The sequence below is a fragment of the Streptomyces spectabilis genome (genome assembly GCF_008704795.1).
Lineage (GTDB): Bacteria > Actinomycetota > Actinomycetes > Streptomycetales > Streptomycetaceae > Streptomyces > Streptomyces spectabilis.
The window spans coordinates 2061008-2087557 of the sequence record NZ_CP023690.1 but is presented as its reverse complement, the minus strand read 5'-3'; the positions used below and the strand labels follow the sequence as shown (position 1 = coordinate 2087557).

Here is a 26550-nt window from a genome sequence, read left to right as displayed (position 1 = left end):
CGATGTTCCGACGTACGTTCTGGTTCACCGCGGGCGCGGCCGCCGGCGTCTGGGCCACCACCAAGGTCAACCGCAAGCTGAAGCAGCTCACCCCGGAGAGCCTCGCGGCGCGCGCCGCCGACAAGGCCGTCGAGGCCGGGCACCGGCTCAAGGACTTCGCGCTCGACGTCCGTGACGGCATGGCCGAGCGGGAGGCCGAACTGGGCGACGCCCTCGGCCTCAACGCCCCGGTCGACCCCGAGCTGCCCGCCCAGCGCCGCCTCGCCCTCGTCGACCCCGCCACCGACAAGAACCCCAAGTCCCTCGCAAAGACGACGGACACGACGTACTCGTACAACCGGAATGAGGACCACTGATGGAGTCGGCTGAAATCCGTCGCCGCTGGCTGAGCTTCTTCGAGGAGCGTGGGCACAAGGTCGTGCCGTCGGCGTCACTGATCGCGGACGACCCGACGCTGCTCCTCGTCCCCGCGGGCATGGTGCCCTTCAAGCCCTACTTCCTGGGGGAGACCAAGCCGCCCGCCCCGCGCGTCACCAGCGTCCAGAAGTGCGTGCGCACGCCGGACATCGAAGAGGTCGGCAAGACGACCCGGCACGGCACGTTCTTCCAGATGTGCGGCAACTTCTCCTTCGGTGACTACTTCAAGGAAGGCGCGATCAAGCTCGCCTGGGAGCTGCTCACCTCGCCCCAGGACAAGGGCGGTTACGGCCTCGACCCGGAGAAGCTCTGGATCACCGTCTACAAGGAGGACGACGAGGCGGAGCGCATCTGGCGCGACGTGATCGGCGTCCCCGCCGAGCGCATCCAGCGCCTGGGCATGGGCCCGAACTTCTGGTCCATGGGCGTCCCCGGACCCTGCGGCCCGTGCTCGGAGATCAACTACGACCGCGGCCCCGAGTTCGGCGAGGAGGGCGGCCCGGCCGTCAACGACGAGCGCTACGTGGAGATCTGGAACCTGGTCTTCATGCAGTACGAGCGCGGCGCGGGCACGGGCAAGGAGGACTTCCCGATCCTCGGCGACCTCCCGTCGAAGAACATCGACACGGGCCTCGGCCTGGAGCGCCTGGCGATGATCCTGCAGGGCGTGCAGAACATGTACGAGACCGACACCCTGCGCGTCGTCATCGACAAGGCCACCGAGCTGACCGGCGTGCGCTACGGCGCCGAGCACGGCTCGGACGTCTCGCTGCGCGTGGTCGCCGACCACATGCGCACCTCCGTGATGCTCATCGGCGACGGCGTCACCCCCGGCAACGAGGGCCGCGGCTACGTCCTGCGCCGCATCATGCGCCGCGCCATCCGCAACATGCGCCTGCTCGGCGCCACGGGCCCGGTCGTCGCCGAGCTGGTCGACACGGTCATCAAGACCATGGGCGAGCAGTACCCGGAGCTGCTCACCGAGCGCAAGCGCATTGAGACCGTCGCGCTCGCCGAGGAGGCCGCCTTCCTCAAGGCCCTGAAGGGCGGCACGAACATCCTCGACACCGCCGTCAGCGACACCAAGGCCGCCGGTTCCACCGTGCTGCCCGGCGACAAGGCGTTCCTGCTCCACGACACCTGGGGCTTCCCGATCGACCTGACCCTGGAGATGGCCGCCGAGCAGGGTCTCTCGGTCGACGAGGACGGCTTCCGCCGTCTGATGAAGGAGCAGCGGGAGCGCGCCAAGGCCGACGCCCAGGCCAAGAAGACCGGCCACGCGGACATGGGCGCCTACCGCGCGATCGCCGACAGCTCCGGCGCCACCGACTTCACCGGCTACGCCCTCACCGAGAACGAGGCCGTGATCGTCGGCCTGCTGGTCAACGGCGCCTCCTCGCCCGCCGCCACCGAGGGCGACGAGGTCGAGGTCGTCCTGGACCGCACCCCGTTCTACGCCGAGGGCGGCGGCCAGATCGGCGACACCGGCCGCATCCGCCTCGACAGCGGCGCCGTCATCGAGGTCCGCGACGTCCAGAAGCCGGTGCCGGGCGTGCACGTCCACAAGGGCGTCGTGCAGGTCGGCGAGGTCACGGTCGGCGCCCCGGTGTGGGCCTCGATCGACTCCCACCGCCGCCGCGCCATCGCCCGCGCCCACTCCGCCACGCACCTCACGCACCAGGCGCTGCGCGACGCCCTCGGCCCGACGGCCGCCCAGGCCGGTTCCGAGAACCAGCCGGGCCGCTTCCGGTTCGACTTCGGCTCGCCGTCCGCCGTGCCCACGGCCGTGATGACGGACGTCGAGCAGCGGATCAACGAGGTCCTCTCGCGCGAGCTGGACGTGCAGGCCGAGGTCATGTCCCTGGACGAGGCCAAGAAGGCGGGCGCCATCGCCGAGTTCGGCGAGAAGTACGGCGAGCGCGTGCGGGTCGTGACCATCGGCGACTTCTCCAAGGAGCTGTGCGGCGGCACCCACGTGCACAACACCGCCCAGCTGGGTCTGGTGAAGCTGCTCGGCGAGTCCTCCATCGGCTCCGGCGTGCGCCGCATCGAGGCCCTGGTCGGCGTCGACGCGTACAACTTCCTGGCCAAGGAGCACACGGTCGTCGCCCAGCTCCAGGAGCTGGTCAAGGGCCGTCCGGAGGAGCTGCCCGAGAAGATCTCCGGCATGCTCGCCAAGCTGAAGGACGCCGAGAAGGAGATCGAGAAGTTCCGCGCGGAGAAGGTCCTTGCGGCCGCCGCCGGTCTCGCCCAGGGCGCCAAGGACGTCCACGGCGTCGCCCTCGCGGTCGGCCGGGTCCCGGACGGCACCGGCGCGGACGACCTGCGCAAGCTGGTCCTCGACGTGCGCGGCCGCATCCCCGGCGACCGCCCGGCCGTCGTCGCCCTGTTCACCTCGGCCAACGGCAAGCCGCTCACGGTCATCGCCACCAACGAGGCCGCGCGGGAGCGCGGCCTCAAGGCCGGTGACCTGGTCCGCACCGCCGCCAAGACCCTCGGCGGCGGTGGCGGCGGCAAGCCGGACGTCGCCCAGGGCGGTGGCCAGAACGTGGCCGCCATCGGCGACGCCATCGCCGCCGTCGAGCGCCTCGTCGGCGAAACCGCCTGATGAGCTCCGTCCGACGGGGCCGCCGCCTCGCGATCGACGTCGGGGACGCCCGGATCGGGGTCGCCTCGTGCGACCCCGACGGGATCCTCGCGACGCCGGTGGAGACGGTGCCGGGCCGGGACGTCCCGGCCGCGCACCGCCGGCTGCGCCAGCTCGTCGAGGAGTACGAGCCCATCGAGGTCGTCGTCGGACTCCCTCGCTCCCTCAAGGGGGGCGAGGGCCCGGCGGCCGTCAAGGTCCGCGCCTTCGCCCAGGAGCTCGCCGCCGGGATCGCCCCCGTTCCGGTGAGGCTCGTGGACGAGAGGATGACCACAGTGACGGCAAGTCAGGGCCTGCGCGCCTCCGGGGTGAAGTCCAAAAAGGGCAGGTCTGTCATCGATCAGGCCGCGGCGGTCATCATCCTGCAGCAGGCCCTGGAGTCCGAACGGGCGTCAGGCAGGGCTCCGGGCGAGGGCGTCGAAGTGGTCATCTGATCGCGATACGGTAACGTTCCGCGCGGTGCGGCGGCGTTCGAACAGCCGCCGCACAGCATCAAGAGGCGGAACGGTTGCCCTGGGATCCAGACGGCGGCCCCCGCCTCGCGGCTCGTAGGGGATCGATGACTGAGTATGGCCGGGGCCCAGGCTCCGAACCGTGGCATCCGGAGGACCCGTTGTACGGGGACGGCGGATGGGGAGGTCAGCAGGGCGCGCCCGGCCAGCCTCCCTACGGCGGCCAGGGGCAGTACCACCCGCAGCAGCCGCAGCAGGCCCACCCCCAGCAGCAGCCGTACGGCGAATGGGACGAGGGCCAGCAGCAGTCCTACGGTCATCAGCAGGGGTACGACCCCCTGCAGGCGCAGTACAACGGCGGCCCCCAGCCGCACGAAGGCGGCTGGGACACCGGCCAGGCCGGCCAGGTCCCCTACGGCAGTGACCCGGCCGACCCCTACGGGCAGCAGCCCGCCGCCTATGGCGAGGAGCGCCCGGACTTCTACGGCACGCCCGAGGCGTATCCGCCGCCGGAGCCGCCGGGGCGGCGCCGTCCCGCCCCCGAACCCGACCATGAGACTGGCTGGGATCCCGGCCCGGACCAGGGTGAACACGCGTTCTTCGCGGGCGGCGACGAGGACGAGGATGCCGCCGACGCGGGCCGCGGCAGCCGCAGCGAGCGGCGCGGCCGCGGCGGCAAGAAACCCAGGAAACGGCGCAGTGGCTGCGCCTGCCTGGTCGTGGCCGCGGTGTTCGCGGGCGGCATCGGCGGGGTCGGGTACTTCGGTTACCAGTTCTACCAGGATCGTTTCGGCACGGCCCCCGACTACGCGGGCGACGGCATCGACACCAAGGCGACGGTCACGATCGACAAGGGCGCCACCGGCGGCGCCATCGGTCAGGCACTCAAGGACGCGGGCGTCGTCAAGAGCGTCGACGCGTTCGTCTCCGCGCAGGGAAAGAACCCCGAGGGCCAGAAGATCCAGGCGGGCGTCTACACCCTGAAGAAGCAGATGTCGGCCGCCTCCGCCCTCGAATTGATGCTCAGCCCGAAGAGCCGCAACAACCTCATCATTCCGGAAGGCAAGCGGAATGCGTGGGTGTACGAGAAGATCGACGAGCGGCTCGAACTCGACAAGGGCACCACGAAGAACATCGCCCGGAAGGACTGGAAGAAGCTCGGACTTCCCCAGTGGGCGGTCAACAACATCGGCAGCAAGGTCAAGGACCCGCTCGAAGGCTTCCTCTACCCCTCCAGCTATCCGGTCGCCAAGGGTCAGAAGCCCGAGGACGTCCTGAAGAAGATGGTCTCCCAAGCCGCCGAGGAATACGACGAGTTGGGCGTCGAGGCCAAGGCCAAGGAGCTGAAGCTCAAGAACCCGTTCGAACTGATCACGGTCGCGAGCCTGGTCCAGGCCGAGGGCAAGACCCACGAGGACTTCCGCAAGATGGCCGAGGTCATCTACAACCGCCTGAAGCCCGGCAACATGGAGACGGTCGGTTTCCTCCAGTTCGACTCGACCTTCAATTACCTGATGGGTCAGAGCGAGATCAAGATCAGCGAGAAGGAAATCAAGACCAACCCCGACCCGTACAACACGTACAAGCACACGGGACTGCCGCCGGGCCCCATCGGAAATCCGGGCGAGGTGGCCATGAAGGCGGCGCTCAACCCGTCGAAGGACGGCTGGCTCTACTTCGTCGCCACCGACGGCATGAACAAGACCGAATTCGCCAAGACCCACGCCGAATTCTTGAGGCTGAAGGAAAAGTTCAATGCGAGCACAGGCGGCTGAGGCCCGGCACCGGGCGGCCGTACTCGGATCGCCCATCGCCCACTCCCTCTCCCCGGTGCTGCACCGTGCCGCGTACCAGGAGCTGGGCCTCGCCGAGTGGCGTTACGAGCGCTTCGAGATCGACGAGGCGGCGCTGCCCGGGTTCGTCGAGCGGCTCGGGCCCGAGTGGGCGGGGCTCTCGCTCACCATGCCGCTGAAGCGCGCGGTGATGCCGCTGCTCGACGAGGTCAGCGAGACCGCCGCGTCCGTGGAGGCCGTCAACACGGTCGTGCGCACGGACGACGGACGGCTCCTCGGTGACAACACCGACATCCCCGGCATGGTCGCGGCGTTGCGCGAGCGCGGCATCGAGCAGGTCGAATCCGCCGCGATCCTGGGCGCGGGCGCCACCGCCTCGTCCGCCCTCGCCGCCCTCGCGCGGATCTGCACCGGCGAGGTCGTCGCCTACGTCCGCAGCGCGGAGCGCGCCGCCGAGATGCGGCAGTGGGGCGAGCGGCTCGACATCGAGGTGCGCACCGCCGACTGGGCGGACGCCGAGCAGGCGCTGCGGGCGCCGCTGGTGATCGCCACCACCCCGGCGGGCAGCACCGACGACCTGTCCCACGCCGTGCCCGAGCGGCCCGCCACGCTCTTCGACGTGCTCTACGACCCGTGGCCCACCGTCCTCGCGGCCCGCTGGTCGGCGTACGGCGGGGCCGTGGTCAGCGGCCTCGACCTGCTCGTGCACCAGGCCGTCCTGCAGGTCGAGCAGATGACGGGGCAGTCGCCCGCGCCCCTGGACGCCATGCGCAAGGCGGGCGAACAGGCGCTGGCCGCGCGCTGAGCCGCGGCCCGGACTTGCCCATCCAGGTGTCCGCCGACTGGACCGGGGCCGGTACCGGGCGCTGGACGTGGGAGGATCAGGGAAGGCGGGCCAGGCCGCGCACCCGGTCGCGCCGTCGCAGTTCCAGGCGCGAGCAGGAGGAGCACCGTTGAGCAGGTTGCGCTGGCTGACCGCGGGGGAGTCCCACGGCCCCGCACTCGTCGCGACGCTGGAGGGACTTCCCGCCGGCGTGCCGATCACCACGGAGATGGTGGCGGACCACCTGGCCCGGCGCCGCCTCGGTTATGGACGCGGCGCCCGGATGAAGTTCGAGCGCGACGAGGTCACCTTCATCGGCGGCGTGCGGCACGGCCTGACGATGGGCTCGCCGGTCGCGGTCATGGTGGGCAACACCGAGTGGCCCAAGTGGGAGCAGGTCATGGCGGCCGACCCGGTCGACCCGGCCGCCCTCGCCGAGCTGGCGCGCAACGCGCCGCTGACCCGCCCCCGCCCCGGCCACGCCGACCTCGCGGGCATGCAGAAGTACGGCTTCGACGAGGCCCGGCCGATCCTGGAGCGTGCCTCCGCCCGCGAGACCGCGGCCCGCGTCGCGCTCGGCGCGGTGGCCCGCTCCTACCTGAAGGAGACGGCCGGGATCGAGATCGTCTCGCACGTGGTGGAGCTGGCGAAGGCCAAGGCCCCCTACGGCGTGTACCCGGTGCCCGCCGACGTCGAGCGCCTGGACGCCGACCCGGTGCGCTGCCTCGACGCGGCCGCGTCGAAGGCGATGGTCGCGGAGATCGACCAGGCCCACAAGGACGGCGACACCCTCGGCGGCGTCGTCGAGGTGCTCGCCTACGGCGTGCCCGTCGGGCTCGGCTCGCACGTGCACTGGGACCGCCGTCTGGACGCGCGCCTGGCCGCGGCCCTCATGGGCATCCAGGCCATCAAGGGCGTCGAGGTCGGCGACGGCTTCGAGCTCGCCCGGGTGCCCGGCTCGCAGGCGCACGACGAGATCGTCTCCACCGGCGAGGGCATCAAGCGGGTCACCGGCCGCTCCGGCGGCACCGAAGGCGGTCTGACCACCGGCGAGCTGCTGCGCGTACGCGCCGCGATGAAGCCCATCGCGACGGTGCCGCGCGCCCTCGCCACGGTCGACGTGGCCACCGGCGAGGCCACCAAGGCCCACCACCAGCGCTCGGACGTGTGCGCGGTCCCGGCGGCCGGGATCGTCGCCGAGGCCATGGTCGCGCTGGTCCTGGCGGACGCGGTCGCGGAGAAGTTCGGCGGCGACAGCGTGCCGGAGACCCGGCGCAACGTGACGTCGTACCTCGACCACCTCCAGATCCGGTGAGCGACCCGGCAGCGGAGGGCGTCCACGCGCCGCGGATCGTGCTCGTCGGGCCCATGGGCTCCGGCAAGTCCACCGTCGGCGGGCTGCTCGCCGAGCGGCTCGGCCTGCCCTACCGCGACACCGACGCCGACATCGTCGCCGCTGAGGGCCGCGAGATCTCCGACATCTTCGTCGAGGACGGCGAGGAGCACTTCCGCGCCCTGGAGCGCGCCGCGGTGCGCTCCGCCGTCGCCGGGCACGAGGGAGTCCTCGGCCTCGGCGGCGGCGCGATCCTCGACGAGGGCACCCGGTCGCTGCTGCGCGGCCTGCCCGTCGTCTACCTCTCGATGGACGTCGAGGAAGCGGTGCGCCGCGTCGGCCTCGGCGCCGCCCGGCCGCTGCTCGCCGTCAACCCGCGCAAGCAGTGGCGCGAGCTGATGGAGGCGCGCCGCCATCTGTACGAAGAAGTCGCCCGCGCCGTCGTCGCCACCGACGGCCGGACCCCCGAAGAGGTCGCCGAAGCGGTCCTCGACGCCCTGGAGTTGACTGAAGCATGAGTGAGGCAGTGACGCGGATCCCCGTCGGCGGCACGGCGGGTACGGAACCGTACGAGGTGCTCGTCGGGCGGCAGCTGCTCGGTGAGCTCGGCGGCCTGATCGGCGACTCGGCCAAGCGCGTGGCCGTCATCCACCCCGAGGCGCTCGCCGACACCGGCGAGGCGCTCTGCCAGGACCTGGCGGACCAGGGCTACGAGGCGGTGGCCATCCAGGTGCCCAACGCCGAGGAGGCCAAGACCGCCGAGGTCGCCGCCTACTGCTGGAAGGCGCTCGGCCAGTCCGGCTTCACCCGCACCGACGTGATCGTCGGCGTGGGCGGCGGCGCCACCACCGACGTGGCCGGGTTCGTGGCCGCGACCTGGCTGCGCGGGGTGCGCTGGATCGCGATCCCCACGACCGTGCTCGCCATGGTGGACGCGGCGGTCGGCGGGAAGACCGGCATCAACACCGCCGAGGGCAAGAACCTGGTGGGCTCCTTCCACCCGCCCGCGGGCGTGCTGTGCGACCTCGCGGCCCTCGACTCGCTGCCGGTGCACGACTACGTCTCCGGGCTCGCGGAGATCATCAAGGCCGGGTTCATCGCGGACCCCGCGATCCTCGACCTGATCGAGGCCGATCCGCAGGCGGCCCGCACGCCCGCGGGGCCGCACACCGCCGAGCTGATCGAGCGGTCCATCAGGGTCAAGGCCGATGTCGTCTCCGGCGACCTGAAGGAGTCCGGCCGACGGGAGATCCTCAACTACGGCCACACGCTGGCGCACGCCATCGAGAAGAACGAGCGCTACAAGTGGCGGCACGGCGCCGCCGTCGCGGTCGGCATGCACTTCGCGGCCGAACTCGGCCGACTGGCCGGGCGGTTGGACGACGAGACGGCGGACCGGCACCGCACGGTCCTGGAGTCCGTCGGCCTGCCCCTGAGCTACCGCTACGACCAGTGGCCCAAGCTCCTGGAGACGATGAAGGTCGACAAGAAGTCCCGTGGCGACCTGCTGCGCTTCATCGTCCTCGACGGCCTCGCCAAGCCGACCGTCCTCGAAGGACCGGATCCGGCGGTGCTGCTCGCCGCGTACGGCGAAGTCGCCGGCTGACCGTTCGCCCGGCCCGCGCGCGGGCCGGGCGAAACAAGCCACGGGCACTTCGGGGCCGCCCCGGCCGTTCACACAACGTCGGCCGGGGACGGTACCGTTCAGTGCGGGTGGCCCTGCCGCCCGTACCAGGTCAGTCGCACGAGACGGAGTGGCACCGGATGCAGCACACCGTGGGGTCTCCGCTGCCGCCGCCCCCTCAGCCGGGGCACGGACCGGCCACCGGCTGGTCGACGACCGCCCCTCACCCGAGCGTGCCGCAGCCGGGTCCGGTGCCCGTCGGAGCGCCCGCGCCGGGCTTCGCCGGTGCCCCCTCCGGCCCCGTGCCGCACCACCCGGGCCAGGCCCCCCTGCCGAGCGCGACACACGCCCCCGGGGCCCCGCAGGCCCCGCACGCCCCGGCGGCGGCGCCGCACCCCCACCCGGCCCCGCACGCCACGCACCACGCCCCGGCGCCGCCCGCCCGCGACACCACGAGCCACATCCAGCTCCCGCCCGGCGGCCCCGTCGCCGTGCCCAGCCCGCCGCCCGGCACGGCCCCGGCCGACACGGGCTCCACGACCCTCGCCGTGCTCCTCATCGGCCCCGCGGGCGCGGGCAAGACCAGCGTCGCCAAGTACTGGGCGGAGCACCGCCGGGTGCCCACGGCCCACATCAGCCTCGACGACGTCCGCGAATGGGTCCGCTCGGGCTTCGCCGACCCCCAGACGGGGTGGAACGACAACTCCGAGGCGCAGTACCGCCTGGCCCGCCGCACCTGCGGCTTCGCCGCCCGGAACTTCCTGGCCAACGGCATCTCCTGCGTCCTCGACGACGCCGTCTTCCCGGACCGCCCGGTCGTCGGCCTCGGCGGCTGGAAGCGGCACGTGGGCCCCGGCCTGCTGCCCGTCGTCCTGCTGCCGGGCCTTGAGGTCGTCCTGGAGCGCAACGCACAGCGCTCGGGCAACCGCCGCCTCACCGACGAGGAGGTGGCCCGCATCCACGGCCGCATGGCCGGCTGGTACGGCTCGGGCCTGCCCATCATCGACAACTCCCAGCTGGACGTCCCCGCCACCGCCCGCTTCCTCGACGAGGTCCTGGCCCGGGCCCTCACGAGCCCGCCGAAGTGGTAGCCCCGAGCCGGTAGCCGACGTCCCCGCCCCTGCGCCGAGGCCCGGGCGGCGGGTCCCGCCCCGTCAACCGCTCCGCCCCCGTCCCCTCGTACGCGCGGCGCCGACGCCCGGTCGGACGCGCTGAGACGGCCCGGACCGGGGCGCGCTCTTAGGCTCGCCCCATGTCAGAGGTGTACGCGGCTCGGCGGGAGCGGCTCAAGGAGCGGTGCGCGGGCGGCGGCGCGGCCCTGGTCTCGCGGCCCGCCAACATCCGCTATCTCGCGGGCGCCGCGCCCAGCGGGGCCGCCCTGCTCCTGGGCCGGTCCGAGGACGTCCTGCTGTGCCCGCGGCCGCCGGGGGAGGAGGACGGGCCCCAGCGGCCCGACGCCGAGCTGCGCACCCGGGTGCTCGACACCCCGGACGGCGACGCCGCCGTCGCGGCGGCCGGACAGGCGGCGGCGCAGGGCGCGGAGTCCCTCGCCGTGGAGGAGCACCATCTGAGCGTGGCCCGGCACCGGGCCCTGGCCTCCGTGGCGCCCCGGCTCCGCCTGGTCGACCTCGCACGCGGCGTGGAGCAGCTGCGCCTCGTCAAGGACGAGGAGGAGATCTCCTGTCTGCGGATCGCGGCGGAGATCGCCGACCAGGCCCTCGGGGAGCTCCTGGAGTCGATCCTGGTGGGGCGCACCGAGCGCCATCTCGCCCTGGAGCTGGAGCGGCGGCTCGTCGACCACGGCGCGGACGGCGCCGCCTTCCCCACCTCCGTGGCCACCGGGCCGCACTCCGGGCGCGGCGGCCACCGCCCCACCGACCGGCGCGTCGAGGAGGGGGACTTCCTGTCCGTGTGCCTCGGCGCCGCCTACCGCGGATACCGGAGCGAGGTCGGGCGGACCTTCGTGATCGGCACCTCGCCCGCGGACTGGCAGATCGAGCTGTACGACGTCGTCTTCGCCGCTCAGCGAGCCGGTCGCGAGGCCCTCACACCCGGTGCCGCCTGCCGCGACGTGGACCGCGCGGCCCGCCACGTCCTGGCCGCCGCCGGGTACGCGGAGGGCCTCGGACCGCGCACCGGACACGGCGTGGGGCTCGAAATCACCGAGGACCCGCAGTTGGCGCCCGCGGCCATGGGTAAACTGGACGCTTGCGTGCCGGTCACCGTCGAACCGGGGGTTCACCTCCCGGGCCGGGGCGGGGTCCGGATCGATGACACGCTCGTCGTTCGCTGCGAAGCGGACGGCGGACCCGAGCTACTCACCATCACGACCAAGGAGCTGCTCGCGCTGTAGCGCGTGCGCCGGGGTCGTCCACGTCAGTCCAGGAGATTCCGCAACCGTGGCTTCCACGAACGACCTCAAGAACGGCATGGTGCTCAAGCTCGACGGGGGCCAGCTCTGGTCCGTCGTCGAGTTCCAGCACGTCAAGCCCGGCAAGGGCCCTGCCTTCGTGCGCACCAAGCTGAAGAACGTGCTCTCCGGCAAGGTCGTCGACAAGACGTTCAACGCCGGCGTCAAGGTCGAGACGGCCACTGTCGACAAGCGCGACATGCAGTTCTCGTACATGGACGGCGAGTACTTCGTCTTCATGGACATGGAGACCTACGACCAGCTGCACATCGACAAGAAGGCCGTCGGCGACGCCGCGAACTTCCTGATCGAGGGCTTCACCGCCACGGTGGCGCAGCACGAGGGCGAGGTCCTCTTCGTCGAGCTGCCCGCCGCCGTCGAGCTGACCATCCAGGAGACCGAGCCGGGCGTCCAGGGCGACCGCTCCACCGGCGGCACCAAGCCGGCCATCCTGGAGACCGGCCACCAGATCAACGTGCCGCTCTTCATCACCACCGGTGAGAAGATCAAGGTCGACACCCGCGACAGCGGCTACCTCGGCCGGGTGAACAGCTAACCGTGGCCGCCCGTAACACGGCCCGCAAGCGCGCCTTCCAGATCCTCTTCGAGGCCGACCAGCGTGGCGTCGACGTGCTCACCGTGCTCGCGGACTGGGTGCGTCACTCGCGGACCGACACCCGGCAGCCGCCCGTGAGCGAGTACACGATGGAGCTCGTCGAGGGCTACCAGGAGTACGCGGCCCGCATCGACGAGCTGATCTCCCAGTACGCGGTGGGGTGGACGCTCGACCGCATGCCGGTCGTCGACCGCAACATCCTGCGGCTCGGCGCGTACGAACTGATCTGGGTGGACGGCACGCCGGACGCCGTCGTGCTCGACGAGGCCGTCCAGCTCGCCAAGGAGTTCTCGACCGATGACTCGCCCGCTTTTGTGAATGGGCTGCTCGGTCGGTTCAAGGACCTCAAGCCGGGCCTTCGCCGGGACGCCTAGCGTCCGCGTCGGTTCGATTTCGCGGTACCCCGGAGGGCCCGCGGCCAATACGGCCGCGGGCCCTCCGGGGTTTTCCGTACGGCGGTGAAATCCATCCGGCCCGACAAAGCCCTCACCGGGCATGACAAAGCCGCCGGGGTGGCCGGAAACCCTCTCTGGGTTTCCGGCCACCCCGGCGGCACGTTTCTGCTGGAATCGCCCTTGACGGGCTCAGACCTCTTCGTGGGCCACGGCGCGGCGCGCGTCCGCGTCCAGGACGCCCCAGCTGATCAGCTGCTCGGTGAGCACCGACGGCGACTGGTCGTAGATCACGGCGAGGGTGCGCAGGTCGTCCTGGCGGATGGAGAGCACCTTGCCGTTGTAGTCACCGCGCTGCGACTGGATCGTGGCGGCGTACCGCTGCAGCGGGCCTGCCTTCTCGGCGGGGACGTGGGCGAGGCGCTCCAGGTCCAGGACCAGCTTGGGCGGCGGCTCGGCGGCACCGCCGGGCGGGGTGCCCGGAAGGAGTTCCTGCACCGGAACGCCGTAGAAATCCGCCAGCTCGGCAAGGCGCTGCACGGTCACGGCGCGGTCGCCGCGCTCGTACGACCCCACCACGACCGCCTTCCAGCGACCCTGGGACTTCTCCTCGACACCGTGGAGGGAAAGGCCCTGCTGGGTACGGATGGCGCGGAGCTTGGCCCCGAGCTGTTTGGCGTATTCGCTGGACATATAGCTCCCCGGACGCTGTGACAACGTGCGGCTCCGCCGCGCGGCTGGTGACTCACTGTGAGGTTACGCAGCGTTACTTGGCTGCGTCAAGCCGAATGGGTCCGAGGGCCCCTTCCGAGGGGGAGGTGACGGCCCACGTTGCCGTTGCTGGTACCGTAAAAGACGCTGTAGGCGCCAGCTGGCGCAAATTCGACGTCCTTTAAAGTCCGTCCCGTGAGGCGGAGAAGGAGGTCCGTTTTCATGGACACGCATGCCTCCGGTGTGCCGCGGCCCGTTCTCGAAGGCCCGGACATCGCACGGGTGTTGACCCGTATCGCCCACGAAATCGTGGAGCGCGCCAAGGGCGCCGACGATGTCGTTCTGCTCGGCATTCCGACCCGCGGCGTCTTCCTCGGCCGGCGGCTCGCCGCCAAGCTCGAGGAGATCACCGGCCGCAAGGTCCCCGTCGGCTCCCTCGACATCACGATGTACCGCGACGACCTGCGCATGCACCCGCCGCGTGCGCTCGCCCGCACCGAGATCCCCGGTGACGGCATCGACGGCCGCCTGGTCGTCCTCGTCGACGACGTGCTCTTCTCCGGTCGCACCATCCGCGCCGCCCTCGACGCCCTGAACGACATCGGCCGCCCGCGCGCGGTGCAGCTCGCCGTTCTCGTCGACCGCGGTCACCGAGAACTGCCCATCCGCGCCGACTACGTCGGCAAGAACCTCCCGACGTCGCTGCGGGAGACGGTCAAGGTCCAGCTCGCCGAGGAGGACGGCCGCGACGCCGTGCTGCTCGGTGCCAAGCCGACCGCCGCGGCCGGCGAGCAGTAGCCCGCCCCGTACCGGTACCGGACCCGCCGGGTCCGTACTGACGCGCGCCCGCGTGCCCGCTGCCCGGCCCAGGGGCGCCCCCCCGGCCTGAAGCACACCTGAAATCCCTTACGGAGCCCACCAGATGATGCGACACCTCATCTCGGCCGCCGACCTCACCCGCGACGACGCCGTGCTCATCCTCGACACCGCCGAGGAGATGGCCCGCGTCGCGGACCGGCCGATCAAGAAACTGCCGACGCTGCGCGGCCGTACCGTCGTCAACCTCTTCTTCGAGGACTCGACCCGCACCCGGATCTCGTTCGAGGCCGCCGAGAAGCGGCTCTCCGCGGACGTGATCAACTTCAGTGCCAAGGGGTCGAGCGTCTCCAAGGGCGAGTCCCTGAAGGACACCGCGCAGACCCTGGAGGCCATGGGCGTCGACGCCGTCGTCATCCGGCACGGGGCCTCCGGCGCGCCGTACACACTCGCGAACTCCGGCTGGGTCGACGCGGCCGTCATCAACGCCGGCGACGGCACCCACCAGCACCCCACGCAGGCCCTGCTCGACGCCTTCACCATGCGCCGCCGCCTCGTCGGCCGCGACACCGGCCTCGGCCAGGACCTGAGCGGCAGGCGGATCACGATCGTCGGTGACGTGCTGCACAGCCGCGTCGCCCGCTCGAACGTCGACCTGCTGCACACCCTCGGCGCCGAGGTCACCCTGGTCGCCCCGCCCACCCTGGTGCCGGTCGGCGTCGAGCACTGGCCGTGCGAGGTGTCCTACGACCTGGACCGGGTCCTGCCGAAGTCCGACGCCGTGATGATGCTGCGCGTCCAGCGCGAGCGCATGAACGCCGCGTTCTTCCCGACCGAGCGCGAGTACTCGCGCCGGTACGGCCTGGACGGCGACCGCATGGCCAAGATGCCCGACCACGCGATCGTGATGCACCCGGGCCCGATGGTCCGCGGCATGGAGATCACCGCCGAGGTCGCCGACTCCGACCGCTGCACGGTCGTCGAGCAGGTCGCCAACGGCGTCTCCATCCGCATGGCCGTCCTCTATCTGCTGCTCGGCGGCCAGGAGCCCGCCGTCACCCACACCCGTACCGAGGAGAAGTAACAGTCATGACCAAGATCCTTATCCGTGGTGCGCGGGTGCTCGGCGGCGAGCCGCAGGACGTGCTGATCGACGGCGAGACCATCGAGGCCGTGGGTGACTCGCTGAGCGCCGAGGGCGCCACCGTCGTCGAGGCCGACGGCAAGGTCCTGCTGCCGGGCCTGGTCGACCTGCACACCCATCTGCGCGAGCCCGGCCGCGAGGACTCCGAGACGGTCCTCACCGGCACCCGCGCGGCCGCCAGCGGCGGCTACACCACCGTGTTCGCGATGGCCAACACCTTCCCGGTCGCCGACACCGCGGGCGTCGTCGAGCAGGTCTGGCGGCTCGGCAAGGAGTCCGGCTACTGCGACGTGCAGCCGATCGGCGCCGTCACCGTCGGTCTGGAGGGCAAGAAGCTCGCCGAGCTGGGCGCCATGCACGAGTCGGCCGCCGGGGTCACCGTCTTCTCCGACGACGGCAAGTGCGTCGACGACGCCGTGATGATGCGGCGCGCCCTGGAGTACGTGAAGGCCTTCGGCGGCGTCGTCGCCCAGCACGCCCAGGAGCCGCGGCTCACCGAGGGCGCCCAGATGAACGAGGGCGTCGTCTCGGCGGAGCTGGGGCTCGGCGGCTGGCCCGCCGTCGCCGAGGAGTCGATCATCGCCCGGGACGTGCTGCTCGCCGAGCACGTCGGCTCCCGGGTGCACATCTGCCACCTGTCCACGGCCGGGTCCGTCGAGATCGTCCGCTGGGCCAAGTCCCGCGGCATCGACGTCACCGCCGAGGTCACCCCGCACCACCTGCTCCTCACCGACGAGCTGGTCCGCTCGTACAACCCGGTCTACAAGGTCAACCCGCCGCTGCGCACGGAAGCCGACGTGCTGGCGCTGCGCGAGGCCCTGGCCGACGGCACCATCGACATCGTCGCCACCGACCACGCCCCGCACCCGCACGAGGACAAGGACTGCGAGTGGGCCGCGGCCGCCATGGGCATGGTGGGCCTGGAGACCGCCCTCTCGGTCGTCCAGCACACGATGGTCGACACCGGCCTGCTCACCTGGGCCGGGGTCGCCGACCGGATGTCCGCCAAGCCCGCCGAGATCGGGCAGGCGAAGGGCCAGGGCCGCCCGGTCGCGCCCGGCGAGCCCGCGAACCTCACGCTCGTCGATCCGGCATACCTTGGAGAGGTGGACCCCGCGGGCTTCGCCTCCCGGAGCCGCAACACCCCCTACGAGGGCCGTGAGCTTCCGGGACGCGTCACGCACACCTGGCTCCGGGGTCGGGCCACGCTCGTCGACGGGAAGCTTCAGTGACCGCAACGCATCTCCTCACCTCCTCCGCCCTGCCCCAGCTGGCCGCAGACGAGAAGTCCGCGCAGGTCACCGACTGGGGTGCGCGGATCGGCTGGGTCGTCGGAATCCTGCTCTTCATCGCGCTCGTCTACTGGCTGATGCGCGAGGGCTGGAAGTGGCGCGGCACCCTCCAGGGCGACCTCCCCGAGCTCCCCGACGCGCCGTCCGACCCCGGTGCGACGAAACTTGAGCTGACCGGCCGCTACCACGGCTCGACCACGGCCGGCCAGTGGCTGGACCGCATCGTGGCGCACGGCCTGGGCACCCGCAGCCGCGTGGAGCTGACCCTCACCGAGGCGGGCCTGGACGTCGTCCGCCCCGGGGCGCGGGACTTCTTCATCCCGAAGGAGGCCCTGCGCGAGGCTCGCCTCGACAAGGGCATCGCGGGCAAGGTCCTCGCCGAGGGCGGCCTGCTGATCGTCACCTGGGCACACGGCGACAAGCTGATCGACTCCGGCTTCCGCTCCGATCACGCCGCGGAGCAGGCCGACTGGGTCGAGATCCTCAACAACATGATCGACAACACCGAGATCGACGGCACCGGCGCCGGGATCCAGAGCACGACGGAAACGGAAGGCGCACGATGACGACCTCCACCAAGGGAGCCGTGAAGACTCCCGCCGTACTCGTCCTTGAGGACGGCCGCGTCTTCCGCGGCCGCGCCTACGGCGCGGTGGGGGAGACCTTCGGCGAGGCCGTCTTCTCCACCGGCATGACCGGCTACCAGGAGACCCTCACCGACCCCTCGTACCACCGCCAGGTCGTCGTGATGACCGCGCCGCACATCGGCAACACCGGTGTCAACGACGAGGACCCCGAGTCGCAGCGGATCTGGGTCGCGGGCTACGTGGTCCGCGACCCCGCCCGGGTGCCCTCCAACTGGCGCTCCCGGCGCTCCCTCGACGAGGAGCTCAAGCGACAGGGCGTCGTCGGCATCAGCGGCGTCGACACCCGCGCCCTGACCCGCCACCTGCGCGAGCGCGGCGCCATGCGCGTCGGCGTCTTCTCCGGCGAGGCGATCGCCGCCGACGCCGAGCTGATCGCCAAGGTGCAGGCGCAGCCGCAGATGAAGGGCGCGAACCTCTCCGCGGAGGTCGCCACCAAGGAGACGTACGTCGTCCCGGCGATCGGCGAGAAGAAGTTCACCGTGGCCGCCGTCGACCTCGGCATCAAGGGCATGACCCCGCAGCGCATGGCCGAGCGCGGCATCGAGGTGCACGTGCTTCCCGCCACCGCGACCGCCGAGGACGTCTACGTCGTGAACCCCGACGGCGTGTTCTTCTCCAACGGCCCCGGCGACCCGGCGACCGCCGACGGCCCCGTGGCCGTCATGCGGGAGGTCCTCAAGCGCAAGACGCCGCTGTTCGGCATCTGCTTCGGCAACCAGATCCTCGGTCGCGCCCTCGGCTTCGGCACGTACAAGCTGAAGTACGGCCACCGCGGCATCAACCAGCCCGTGCAGGACCGCACCACGGGCAAGGTCGAGGTCACCGCGCACAACCACGGCTTCGCCGTCGACGCGCCGCTCGACCAGGTCTCCGACACCCCCTTCGGACGCGCCGAGGTCTCCCACGTGTGCCTCAACGACCAGGTGGTGGAGGGGCTCCAGCTCCTCGACCAGCCCGCGTTCAGCGTCCAGTACCACCCCGAGGCGGCCGCCGGCCCGCACGACGCCGCGTACCTCTTCGACCGTTTCACCACCCTGATGGAGGGCCAGCGTGCCTAAGCGCACCGATATCCAGTCCGTCCTGGTCATCGGCTCCGGCCCGATCGTCATCGGCCAGGCCGCGGAGTTCGACTACTCCGGCACCCAGGCGTGCCGCGTCCTCAAGTCCGAGGGCCTGCGCGTCATCCTCGTCAACTCGAACCCGGCGACGATCATGACCGACCCGGAGATCGCCGACGCCACGTACGTCGAGCCGATCACCCCGGAGTTCGTCGAGAAGATCATCGCCAAGGAGCGCCCCGACGCGCTCCTGCCCACCCTCGGCGGCCAGACCGCGCTCAACACCGCCATCTCGATGCACGAGCAGGGCGTCCTGGAGAAGTACGGCGTCGAGCTGATCGGTGCCAACGTCGAGGCGATCAACAAGGGCGAGGACCGCGACCTCTTCAAGGACGTCGTCGAGGCCGTCCGTGCCAAGATCGGCCACGGCGAGTCCGCGCGCTCGGTGATCTGCCACTCCATGGACGACGTCCTGGGCGGCGTCGACGAGCTCGGCGGCTACCCGGTCGTCGTGCGGCCCTCCTTCACCATGGGCGGCGCAGGATCCGGCTTCGCGCACAACGAGGACGAGCTGCGCCGCATCGCGGGCCAGGGCCTCACCCTCTCGCCGACCACCGAGGTGCTCCTGGAGGAGTCCATCCTCGGCTGGAAGGAGTACGAGCTGGAGCTGATGCGCGACAAGCACGACAACGTCGTGGTCGTCTGCTCCATCGAGAACTTCGACCCGATGGGCGTGCACACCGGCGACTCGATCACCGTCGCGCCCGCGATGACCCTCACCGACCGCGAGTACCAGATCCTGCGGGACGTCGGCATCGCGATCATCCGTGAGGTCGGCGTCGACACCGGCGGCTGCAACATCCAGTTCGCGGTGAACCCGGTCGACGGCCGCGTCATCGTCATCGAGATGAACCCGCGCGTCTCGCGGTCCTCCGCGCTCGCGTCGAAGGCCACCGGCTTCCCGATCGCGAAGATCGCTGCGAAGCTGGCCGTGGGCTACACCCTCGATGAGATCCCCAACGACATCACCGAGAAGACCCCGGCCTCCTTCGAGCCGACCCTCGACTACGTCGTCGTCAAGGCCCCGCGCTTCGCGTTCGAGAAGTTCCCGCAGGCCGATTCCACGCTGACCACGACCATGAAGTCGGTCGGCGAGGCCATGGCCATCGGCCGCAACTTCACCGAGGCCCTGCAGAAGGCGCTGCGCTCCCTGGAGAAGAAGGGCAGCCAGTTCTCCTTCACCGGCAAGCCCGGCGACAAGTACACGCTGCTCCGCGCCGCCGTGCGCCCCACCGACGGCCGCATCAACACCGTCATGCAGGCCATCCGCGCCGGCGCCACGCCGCAGGAGGTCTTCGACGCCACGAAGATCGACCCGTGGTTCGTCGACCAGCTCTTCCTGATCAAGGAGATCGCGGACGAGCTGACCGAGGCCGACGACCTCACCATGGAACTGCTCGCCGAGGCCAAGCGCCACGGCTTCTCCGACACGCAGATCGCCGAGATCCGCGGTCTGCGCGAGGACGTGGTGCGCGAGGTCCGGCACGCCCTCGGCGTCCGTCCCGTCTACAAGACGGTCGACACCTGCGCCGCCGAGTTCGCCGCGAAGACGCCGTACTTCTACTCCTCCTACGACGAGGAGTCCGAGGTCGCGCCGCGCGAGAAGCCCGCGGTGATCATCCTGGGCTCGGGCCCGAACCGCATCGGCCAGGGCATCGAGTTCGACTACTCCTGCGTGCACGCCTCCTTCGCGCTGCACGACGCGGGCTACGAGACCGTCATGGTCAACTGCAACCCGGAGACCGTCTCCACGGACTACGACACCTCCGACCGGCTCTACTTCGAGCCGCTCACCTTGGAGGACGTCCTGGAGATCGTCCACGCGGAGTCCCTCGCGGGCCCGATCGCGGGCGTCGTCGTCCAGCTCGGCGGCCAGACCCCGCTCGGCCTCTCGCAGGCCCTGAAGGACAACGGCGTGCCTGTCGTCGGCACCTCGCCGGAGGCCATCCACGCCGCCGAGGACCGCGGCGCCTTCGGCCGCGTCCTCGCCGAGGCGGGCCTGCCCGCGCCCAAGCACGGCACCGCCACGACCTTCACCGAGGCCAAGGCCATCGCCGACGAGATCGGCTACCCCGTGCTCGTGCGGCCCTCGTACGTGCTCGGCGGCCGCGGCATGGAGATCGTGTACGAGGAGGCCCGCCTCCAGGCGTACATCGCCGAGTCCACCGAGATCGGCGCCGACCGCCCGGTCCTCGTCGACCGCTTCCTCGACGACGCCATCGAGATCGACGTGGACGCGCTCTACGACGGCCACGAGCTGTACCTGGGCGGCGTCATGGAGCACATCGAGGAGGCCGGCATCCACTCCGGCGACTCGGCGTGCGCGCTGCCCCCGATCACGCTCGGCGGCCACGACATCAAGCGCCTGCGCACCTCCACGGAGGCCATCGCGCGCGGCGTCGGGGTGCGCGGCCTGATCAACATCCAGTTCGCCATGGCCGGGGACATCCTGTACGTCCTGGAGGCCAACCCGCGCGCCTCGCGCACCGTGCCCTTCACCTCGAAGGCCACCGCGGTGCCGCTCGCCAAGGCCGCCGCCCGCATCTCGCTCGGCGCGACGATCGCCGAGCTGCGCTCCGAGGGGCTGCTTCCGGCCACCGGTGACGGCGGCGAGCTGCCGCTCGACGCGCCGATCTCCGTCAAGGAGGCCGTGATGCCCTGGTCGCGCTTCCGCGACATCCAGGGCCGCGGCGTCGACACCGTGCTCGGCCCCGAGATGCGCTCCACCGGCGAGGTCATGGGCATCGACTCCGTCTTCGGCACGGCGTACGCCAAGTCGCAGGCGGGCGCGTACGGGCCGCTGCCCACCAAGGGCCGCGCGTTCATCTCCGTCGCCAACCGCGACAAGCGCTCGATGATCTTCCCGGCGCGCGAGCTCGTCGCGCACGGCTTCGAGCTGCTCGCCACGTCCGGCACGGCCGAGGTGCTCAAGCGCAACGGCATCAACGCCACGGTCGTGCGCAAGCAGTCCGAGGGCGAGGGCCCGAACGGCGAGAAGACCATCGTCCAGCTGATCCACGACGGCCAGGTCGACCTCATCGTCAACACCCCGTACGGCACCGGCGGCCGCCTCGACGGCTACGACATCCGCACCGCGGCCGTCGCCCGGTCCGTGCCGTGCCTGACGACGGTCCAGGGCCTCGCCGCCGCCGTCCAGGGCATCGACGCGCTCCACCACGGCGGAGTGGGCGTCCGCTCGCTCCAGGAACACGCACAGCACCTGACTGCGGCCCGCGACTAGTAGCCCACGAGGGGGACACCGGAAACGGTGTCCCCCTCTTCATGAGGACACCAGCATGTACGCATTCTTCTTCCGGCTCGTCTTCCGGCGCATGGACCCCGAGCGCGCCCACCACCTGGCCTTCGGCTGGATCCGCCGCATCGCGCGGATCCCGGTCCTGCGGACCTTCGTGGCCGCCGCCCTCGCCCCCCGCCACAAGGAGCTGCGCACCGAGGCCTTCGGTCTGCGCATGCACGGCCCCTTCGGGCTCGCCGCCGGGTTCGACAAGAACGCCGCCGCGATCGACGGCATGGCCATGCTCGGCTTCGACCACGTCGAGATCGGCACGGTCACCGGCGAGCCGCAGCCCGGCAACCCCAAGAAGCGGCTCTTCCGCCTCGTCGAGGACCGCGCCCTGATCAACCGCATGGGCTTCAACAACGACGGCTCGGCGGCCGTCGCCGCGCGCCTGGCGGCCCGCGAGGAGGTCTTCAGGACCGTCGTCGGCGTCAACATCGGCAAGACCAAGGTCGTGCCGGAGGCCGAGGCCGCCGCCGACTACGTGAAGTCCACCGAGCGCCTGGCCCGCCACGCCGACTACCTCGTCGTCAACGTGTCCTCGCCGAACACGCCGGGCCTTCGCAACCTCCAGGCCACCGAGTCGCTGCGGCCCCTGCTGAGTGCCGTGCGCGAGGCCGCGGACCGCAGCGTCGAGGGCCGCCGCGTCCCGCTGCTCGTCAAGATCGCGCCCGACCTGGCCGACGAGGACGTCGACGCGGTCGCCGACCTCGCCGTGGAGCTCGGTCTCGACGGCATCATCGCCACGAACACGACCATCGCGCGCGAGGGCCTCGGCCTGGCCTCCGACCCCGAGCTGGTCAAGGAGACCGGCGGTCTTTCCGGCGCGCCCCTCAAGGAGCGCTCCCTGGAGGTCCTGCGCCGCCTCTACGCGCGCGTGGGCGACCGGATCACCCTGGTGGGCGTCGGCGGCGTCGAGAACGCCGAGGACGCCTGGCAGCGCATCCTCGCGGGCGCGACCCTGGTGCAGGGCTACAGCGCGTTCATCTACGAGGGCCCGTTCTGGGCGCGCGGCATCCACAAGGGCCTCGCCGCGCGGCTCGCCACCTCCCCGTACGCCACGCTCGCCGAAGCGATCGGCGCCGACACCCGAAAGGCCCCCGCCGCATGAGCCCCCAGGAACCCTTCGGCGCGCGGCTGCGCCACGCCATGGACACCCGCGGCCCGCTCTGCGTGGGCATCGACCCGCACGCCTCGCTCCTGGCCTCGTGGGGCCTGGACGACGACATCAAGGGCCTGGAGACCTTCACGCGCACCGTCGTGGAGGCCCTGGGCGACCAGGTCGCCGTCTTCAAGCCGCAGGCCGCGTTCTTCGAGCGCTTCGGCTCGCGCGGCGTGGCCGTCCTGGAGCGGGCCGTCGCGGAGCTGCGCGCGGCCGGGGGCCTGGTCGTCATGGACGCCAAGCGCGGCGACATCGGCTCCACCATGGCCGCGTACGCGGAGGCCTTCCTGCACCCGGACGCGCCGCTGTTCTCGGACGCCCTGACGGTCTCGCCGTACCTCGGGTACGAGTCCCTGCGGCCCGCCGTCGATCTCGCCCGGGAGAGCGGCTCGGGGCTCTTCGTGCTCGCCCTGACGTCCAACCCCGAGGGCGCGGAGGTGCAGCGTGCCGAGCGTGCCGACGGCCGTACCATCGGCGCGACCATGCTGGGCCACCTGGCCCGCGAGAACGCCGGGGCCGCGCCCATGGGCTCGTACGGCGCGGTGGTCGGCGCCACCCTCGGCGACCTGTCGTCCTTCGACCTGGACATCAACGGGCCGCTCCTGGCCCCCGGCATCGGGGCGCAGGGCGCCACGCCCGCGGACCTGCCCCGCGTCTTCGGCGCGGCCGTGCGCAACGTCGTGCCGAACGTGAGCCGCGGCGTGCTCAAGGCGGGCCCCGACGCCGGGGCGCTGCGCGAGGCCGCCGCGCGCTTCGCGGACGAGGTGCGGCAGGCGGTCGGCGGCTAGCCCCCGCCGAGCCTCGGGCGTCCGCCCCGGAACCGGTTGATCCGGTCCGGGGCGGACGGGTGTCCGGCCCGGCGACCGACCTCGCGAAAGGTCGGTCCTCGGCCATGTGTGTGTTCCGCATTCGGCCCCGTGGACGTTCTGCGGACGTCGTGCACCGAGGGCATCAGCCCGCCGAACTGACGCGTTGCTTACACGACACCCGGCCAAATCAGGGGTGAATTGCCCGATATGCCGGGCTCAACAGAGGCTGACCTGGACTTTTCGCTTGTTCTCGCTGACTCAGGCGGCCATGGCCGCTAGTCTCCGACCAGAGCCAACGGGCAAGCGCGTTGCACGTTGCTCCCCTGGTGTGGGGCGACTAGGTTCCTCACCGGTCCGTATCCGACAGTTCGATCTTCGAGGTGACGTAGGCGTGGCTCTTCCGCCCCTTACCCCTGAACAGCGCGCAGCCGCGCTCGAAAAGGCCGCCGCGGCTCGCCGGGAGCGGGCCGAGGTCAAGAATCGACTCAAGCACTCCGGCGCCTCCCTTCACGAGGTCATCAAGCAGGGCCAGGAGAACGACGTCATCGGCAAGATGAAGGTCTCCGCCCTCTTGGAGTCGCTGCCCGGCGTGGGCAAGGTCCGCGCCAAGCAGATCATGGAGCGCCTCGGCATCTCCGAGAGCCGCCGCGTGCGCGGTCTTGGCTCCAACCAGATCGCGTCCCTGGAGCGCGAGTTCGGCGGCAGTGGCGCCTGACGGCCGCGCGCCGTCCTGCGAACCTGGTCTCAGGCACCTCTGAGAACCTGGATAATCGCTGCATGAGTGAACGTCCGCGGCTGACCGTGCTCTCCGGCCCCTCCGGGGTCGGCAAGAGCACGGTCGTCGCCCATATGCGCAAGGAACACCCCGAGGTCTGGCTCTCGGTCTCGGCGACGACCCGCAAGCCGCGCCCCGGCGAGCGCCATGGTGTGCACTATTTCTTCGTCTCCGACGAGGAAATGGACAAGCTGATCGCCAATGGTGAGCTCCTGGAGTGGGCGGAGTTCGCGGGCAACCGCTACGGCACGCCCCGTCGCGCGGTCATGGACCGCCTGGAGGCGGGCGAGCCCGTCCTCCTGGAGATCGACCTCCAGGGCGCCCGGCAGGTGCGGGAGTCCATGGGCGACGCCCAGCTGGTCTTCCTCGCCCCGCCGAGCTGGGACGAGCTGGTGCGCCGCCTCACCGGGCGCGGCACCGAGGCGGCCGAGGTGATCGAGCGCAGACTCAAGGCCGCGCGCGTGGAACTGGCCGCGGAGCCCGAATTCGACACCACCCTGGTCAACACCTCGGTCGAGGACGTGGCGCGCGAGCTGCTAGCCTTGATGAAAGTTGTTTGATCTTCACCCCTTTCTTCACCCCCTTCGGAAGGCAGAGAGTGTCCTCTTCCATCACCGCGCCCGAGGGCATCATCAACCCGCCGATTGATGAGCTGCTCGAGGCCACCGACTCGAAGTACAGCCTCGTGATCTACGCCGCCAAGCGCGCCCGTCAGATCAACGCGTACTACTCGCAGCTCGGTGAGGGCCTTCTCGAGTACGTCGGCCCGCTCGTGGACACCCACGTGCACGAGAAGCCGCTGTCGATCGCGCTCCGCGAGATCAACGCCGGTCTGCTGACGTCCGAGGCCATCGAGGGCCCGGCCCAGTAAGCAGTCATACGTTCACCACAGGCCCGGCAGAGCACCTGCCGGGCCTGTGGTGTGTCATGGAGTCGTACGCGCGCCGCAGCGGCCGCGCGACCGAGTGCGGGGAGGCACGGTGGACAAGCCGAAGGTCGTTCTGGGGGTCAGCGGTGGGATCGCCGCCTACAAGGCGTGCGAGCTCCTTCGCCGGCTCACCGAGTCCGGCCACGACGTACGCGTCGTGCCCACCGCCTCCGCGCTGCACTTCGTCGGCGCCGCGACCTGGTCCGCGCTGTCCGGCCACCCCGTCTCCACGGAGGTCTGGTCCGACGTCCACGAGGTGCCGCACGTGCGCATCGGACAACACGCCGACCTGGTGATCGTGGCGCCCGCCACCGCCGACATGCTGGCCAAGGCCGCCCACGGCCTCGCCGACGACCTGCTCACGAACACGCTCCTCACGGCCCGCTGCCCGGTGGTCTTCGCCCCGGCCATGCACACCGAGATGTGGGAGCACCCGGCCACCCAGGAGAACGTCGCCACGCTGCGCCGCCGCGGCGCCCTCGTCGTGGAACCGGCCGTCGGCCGCCTCACCGGCGTCGACACCGGCAAGGGGCGCTTTCCCGAGCCCGCCGAGCTCTTCGACGTCGTACGCCGCGTCCTCGCGCGCGGAACGGCCGCCCAGGACCTCGCGGGCCGGCACGTCGTCGTCAGCGCGGGCGGCACCCGCGAGCCCCTCGACCCCGTGCGCTTCCTCGGCAACCGCTCCTCCGGCAAGCAGGGCTACGCCCTCGCCCGCAGCGCCGCCGCGCGCGGGGCCCGCGTCACGCTCGTCGCGGCGAACACCGCGCTGCCGGACCCGGCGGGCGTCGACATCGTGCCCGTGGGCACCGCCGTCCAGCTCCGCGAGGCCGTCCTGAAGGCGGCCGCCGACGCCGACGCGGTGGTGATGGCCGCCGCCGTGGCCGACTTCCGCCCGGCCGCGTACGCCGCCGGAAAGATCAAGAAGCAGGACGGCGAGGACCCGGCTCCGCTCACCCTCGTCCGCAATCCGGACGTCCTCGCCGAGCTCTCGGGCGACCGCCCCCGCCCCGGCCAGGTCGTCGTCGGCTTCGCGGCCGAGACGGACAACGTGCTGGCCAACGGCCGGGCCAAGCTCGCCCGCAAGGGCTGCGACCTCCTCGTAGTGAACGAAGTCGGTGAGCGCAAGACGTTCGGCTCTGAGCGGAACGAGGCCGTGGTGCTCGGTGCCGACGGCAGTGAGACGCCGGTGCCCTACGGCCCCAAGGACGATCTCGCCGACACGGTCTGGGATCTGGTCGTACCGCGCCTTGACCGGTCGTAACGCGCCTGAAGCCATCGGTCCGGATCGTGGCCGGGCCGATGGCCGGAAAAGGACCCCGGCGCACCCTTCGCCCCTCCGGGCG

25 protein-coding genes are annotated in these 26550 nt (G+C 71.4%); 24 read left to right on the top strand and 1 reads right to left on the bottom strand.

The window, feature by feature from the left end:
- Positions 1-2: 2 nt before the first annotated feature.
- The 12 genes from CP982_RS08790 (at position 3) to nusB (ending at position 12489) form a co-directional block, all read left to right on the top strand.
- Positions 3-356 carry a DUF6167 family protein gene (locus tag CP982_RS08790; protein ID WP_150510000.1) on the top strand — a complete coding sequence of 118 codons (354 nt, stop codon included), beginning with the start codon at positions 3-5 and terminating at the stop codon, positions 354-356.
- Positions 356-3025: an alanine--tRNA ligase gene (alaS, locus tag CP982_RS08785; protein ID WP_150509999.1), complete on the top strand. Its 2670-nt coding sequence runs from the start codon at positions 356-358 to the stop codon at positions 3023-3025. Before CP982_RS08790 ends, alaS begins: the two co-directional genes overlap by 1 nt.
- Positions 3025-3498, top strand: coding sequence for a Holliday junction resolvase RuvX (ruvX, locus tag CP982_RS08780; RefSeq protein ID WP_144002380.1), 474 nt, complete (start codon positions 3025-3027; stop codon positions 3496-3498). Before alaS ends, ruvX begins: the two co-directional genes overlap by 1 nt.
- A gap of 125 nt (positions 3499-3623) precedes the next feature.
- Positions 3624-5291, top strand: coding sequence for an endolytic transglycosylase MltG (gene mltG, locus CP982_RS08775; RefSeq protein WP_150509998.1), 1668 nt, complete (start codon positions 3624-3626; stop codon positions 5289-5291).
- Positions 5272-6114, top strand: a complete 843-nt coding sequence (locus CP982_RS08770) for a shikimate dehydrogenase (RefSeq protein ID WP_150509997.1) — start codon at positions 5272-5274, stop codon at positions 6112-6114. Before mltG ends, CP982_RS08770 begins: the two co-directional genes overlap by 20 nt.
- 148 nt (positions 6115-6262) lie before the next feature.
- Positions 6263-7447 carry a chorismate synthase gene (gene aroC, locus CP982_RS08765; RefSeq protein WP_150509996.1) on the top strand — a complete coding sequence of 395 codons (1185 nt, stop codon included), beginning with the start codon at positions 6263-6265 and terminating at the stop codon, positions 7445-7447.
- A gap of 53 nt (positions 7448-7500) precedes the next feature.
- Complete coding sequence (locus CP982_RS08760; RefSeq protein ID WP_150515387.1) at positions 7501-7983, top strand: shikimate kinase; 483 nt, start codon at positions 7501-7503, stop codon at positions 7981-7983.
- The gene (gene aroB / locus CP982_RS08755) at positions 7980-9071 is read left to right on the top strand and encodes a 3-dehydroquinate synthase (protein WP_150509995.1); all 1092 of its coding nucleotides are present in this window, start codon (positions 7980-7982) and stop codon (positions 9069-9071) included. The genes CP982_RS08760 and aroB overlap by 4 nt, the downstream gene beginning before the upstream one ends.
- A gap of 158 nt (positions 9072-9229) precedes the next feature.
- Complete coding sequence (locus CP982_RS08750; RefSeq protein ID WP_150509994.1) at positions 9230-10180, top strand: AAA family ATPase; 951 nt, start codon at positions 9230-9232, stop codon at positions 10178-10180.
- A gap of 161 nt (positions 10181-10341) precedes the next feature.
- The gene (locus CP982_RS08745; RefSeq protein WP_150509993.1) at positions 10342-11442 is read left to right on the top strand and encodes an aminopeptidase P family protein; all 1101 of its coding nucleotides are present in this window, start codon (positions 10342-10344) and stop codon (positions 11440-11442) included.
- Positions 11443-11488: 46 nt separating this feature from the next.
- Positions 11489-12055 carry an elongation factor P gene (gene efp, locus CP982_RS08740; RefSeq protein WP_138958567.1) on the top strand — a complete coding sequence of 189 codons (567 nt, stop codon included), beginning with the start codon at positions 11489-11491 and terminating at the stop codon, positions 12053-12055.
- A gap of 2 nt (positions 12056-12057) precedes the next feature.
- Positions 12058-12489, top strand: a complete 432-nt coding sequence (nusB, locus tag CP982_RS08735; RefSeq protein ID WP_150509992.1) for a transcription antitermination factor NusB — start codon at positions 12058-12060, stop codon at positions 12487-12489.
- Between the two features lie 210 nt (positions 12490-12699).
- Here the strand turns inward: nusB and bldD are convergent, their stop codons facing one another.
- On the bottom strand, positions 12700-13200 hold the full coding sequence (gene bldD / locus CP982_RS08730; RefSeq protein WP_016638847.1) for a transcriptional regulator BldD: 501 nt from the start codon (positions 13198-13200) through the stop codon (positions 12700-12702).
- 240 nt (positions 13201-13440) lie between these two features.
- On the opposite strand from bldD, the gene pyrR reads away from it, so the two are divergent.
- From pyrR to coaBC, 12 genes are all read left to right on the top strand, one after another.
- The gene (pyrR, locus tag CP982_RS08725; RefSeq protein ID WP_030674879.1) at positions 13441-14016 is read left to right on the top strand and encodes a bifunctional pyr operon transcriptional regulator/uracil phosphoribosyltransferase PyrR; all 576 of its coding nucleotides are present in this window, start codon (positions 13441-13443) and stop codon (positions 14014-14016) included.
- 124 nt (positions 14017-14140) lie between these two features.
- Complete coding sequence (locus CP982_RS08720; RefSeq protein ID WP_138958565.1) at positions 14141-15118, top strand: aspartate carbamoyltransferase catalytic subunit; 978 nt, start codon at positions 14141-14143, stop codon at positions 15116-15118.
- Positions 15119-15123: 5 nt separating this feature from the next.
- The gene (locus CP982_RS08715; RefSeq protein WP_150509991.1) at positions 15124-16410 is read left to right on the top strand and encodes a dihydroorotase; all 1287 of its coding nucleotides are present in this window, start codon (positions 15124-15126) and stop codon (positions 16408-16410) included.
- Entirely contained in the window at positions 16407-17036 is a 630-nt protein-coding gene (locus tag CP982_RS08710) for a PH-like domain-containing protein (protein ID WP_150509990.1), read from the top strand. The genes CP982_RS08715 and CP982_RS08710 overlap by 4 nt, the downstream gene beginning before the upstream one ends.
- A complete protein-coding gene (carA, locus tag CP982_RS08705; RefSeq protein WP_150509989.1) occupies positions 17033-18175 on the top strand; it encodes a glutamine-hydrolyzing carbamoyl-phosphate synthase small subunit in 1143 nt (380 codons plus the stop codon). Before CP982_RS08710 ends, carA begins: the two co-directional genes overlap by 4 nt.
- Positions 18168-21476: a carbamoyl-phosphate synthase large subunit gene (gene carB / locus CP982_RS08700; protein WP_150509988.1), complete on the top strand. Its 3309-nt coding sequence runs from the start codon at positions 18168-18170 to the stop codon at positions 21474-21476. Before carA ends, carB begins: the two co-directional genes overlap by 8 nt.
- Positions 21477-21531: 55 nt before the next feature.
- Positions 21532-22644, top strand: a complete 1113-nt coding sequence (locus tag CP982_RS08695; protein ID WP_150509987.1) for a quinone-dependent dihydroorotate dehydrogenase — start codon at positions 21532-21534, stop codon at positions 22642-22644.
- Positions 22641-23483, top strand: coding sequence for an orotidine-5'-phosphate decarboxylase (pyrF, locus tag CP982_RS08690; protein WP_150509986.1), 843 nt, complete (start codon positions 22641-22643; stop codon positions 23481-23483). Before CP982_RS08695 ends, pyrF begins: the two co-directional genes overlap by 4 nt.
- A gap of 412 nt (positions 23484-23895) precedes the next feature.
- Positions 23896-24219, top strand: coding sequence for an integration host factor (locus CP982_RS08685; RefSeq protein WP_016638838.1), 324 nt, complete (start codon positions 23896-23898; stop codon positions 24217-24219).
- Between the two features lie 62 nt (positions 24220-24281).
- Positions 24282-24839 carry a guanylate kinase gene (gene gmk / locus CP982_RS08680; protein WP_144002353.1) on the top strand — a complete coding sequence of 186 codons (558 nt, stop codon included), beginning with the start codon at positions 24282-24284 and terminating at the stop codon, positions 24837-24839.
- A gap of 38 nt (positions 24840-24877) precedes the next feature.
- The gene (rpoZ, locus tag CP982_RS08675) at positions 24878-25150 is read left to right on the top strand and encodes a DNA-directed RNA polymerase subunit omega (RefSeq protein WP_005319902.1); all 273 of its coding nucleotides are present in this window, start codon (positions 24878-24880) and stop codon (positions 25148-25150) included.
- A 109-nt stretch (positions 25151-25259) separates the two neighbouring features.
- Entirely contained in the window at positions 25260-26468 is a 1209-nt protein-coding gene (coaBC, locus tag CP982_RS08670; RefSeq protein WP_229879021.1) for a bifunctional phosphopantothenoylcysteine decarboxylase/phosphopantothenate--cysteine ligase CoaBC, read from the top strand.
- Positions 26469-26550: the final 82 nt, after the last annotated feature.

What these genes read in the sequence shown, in the direction of transcription:
- CP982_RS08790 (WP_150510000.1), top strand. Translation starts at nt 3, where the DNA reads ATGTTCCGACGTACGTTCTGGTTCACCGCGGGCGCGGCCGCCGGCGTC.
- alaS (WP_150509999.1), top strand. Translation starts at nt 356, where the DNA reads ATGGAGTCGGCTGAAATCCGTCGCCGCTGGCTGAGCTTCTTCGAGGAG.
- ruvX (WP_144002380.1), top strand. Translation starts at nt 3,025, where the DNA reads ATGAGCTCCGTCCGACGGGGCCGCCGCCTCGCGATCGACGTCGGGGAC.
- mltG (WP_150509998.1), top strand. Translation starts at nt 3,624, where the DNA reads ATGACTGAGTATGGCCGGGGCCCAGGCTCCGAACCGTGGCATCCGGAG.
- CP982_RS08770 (WP_150509997.1), top strand. Translation starts at nt 5,272, where the DNA reads ATGCGAGCACAGGCGGCTGAGGCCCGGCACCGGGCGGCCGTACTCGGA.
- CP982_RS08760 (WP_150515387.1), top strand. Translation starts at nt 7,501, where the DNA reads ATGGGCTCCGGCAAGTCCACCGTCGGCGGGCTGCTCGCCGAGCGGCTC.
- aroB (WP_150509995.1), top strand. Translation starts at nt 7,980, where the DNA reads ATGAGTGAGGCAGTGACGCGGATCCCCGTCGGCGGCACGGCGGGTACG.
- CP982_RS08750 (WP_150509994.1), top strand. Translation starts at nt 9,230, where the DNA reads ATGCAGCACACCGTGGGGTCTCCGCTGCCGCCGCCCCCTCAGCCGGGG.
- CP982_RS08745 (WP_150509993.1), top strand. Translation starts at nt 10,342, where the DNA reads ATGTCAGAGGTGTACGCGGCTCGGCGGGAGCGGCTCAAGGAGCGGTGC.
- bldD (WP_016638847.1), bottom strand. Translation starts at nt 13,200, where the DNA reads ATGTCCAGCGAATACGCCAAACAGCTCGGGGCCAAGCTCCGCGCCATC.
- pyrR (WP_030674879.1), top strand. Translation starts at nt 13,441, where the DNA reads ATGGACACGCATGCCTCCGGTGTGCCGCGGCCCGTTCTCGAAGGCCCG.
- CP982_RS08720 (WP_138958565.1), top strand. Translation starts at nt 14,141, where the DNA reads ATGATGCGACACCTCATCTCGGCCGCCGACCTCACCCGCGACGACGCC.
- CP982_RS08715 (WP_150509991.1), top strand. Translation starts at nt 15,124, where the DNA reads ATGACCAAGATCCTTATCCGTGGTGCGCGGGTGCTCGGCGGCGAGCCG.
- carA (WP_150509989.1), top strand. Translation starts at nt 17,033, where the DNA reads ATGACGACCTCCACCAAGGGAGCCGTGAAGACTCCCGCCGTACTCGTC.
- CP982_RS08695 (WP_150509987.1), top strand. Translation starts at nt 21,532, where the DNA reads ATGTACGCATTCTTCTTCCGGCTCGTCTTCCGGCGCATGGACCCCGAG.
- pyrF (WP_150509986.1), top strand. Translation starts at nt 22,641, where the DNA reads ATGAGCCCCCAGGAACCCTTCGGCGCGCGGCTGCGCCACGCCATGGAC.
- gmk (WP_144002353.1), top strand. Translation starts at nt 24,282, where the DNA reads ATGAGTGAACGTCCGCGGCTGACCGTGCTCTCCGGCCCCTCCGGGGTC.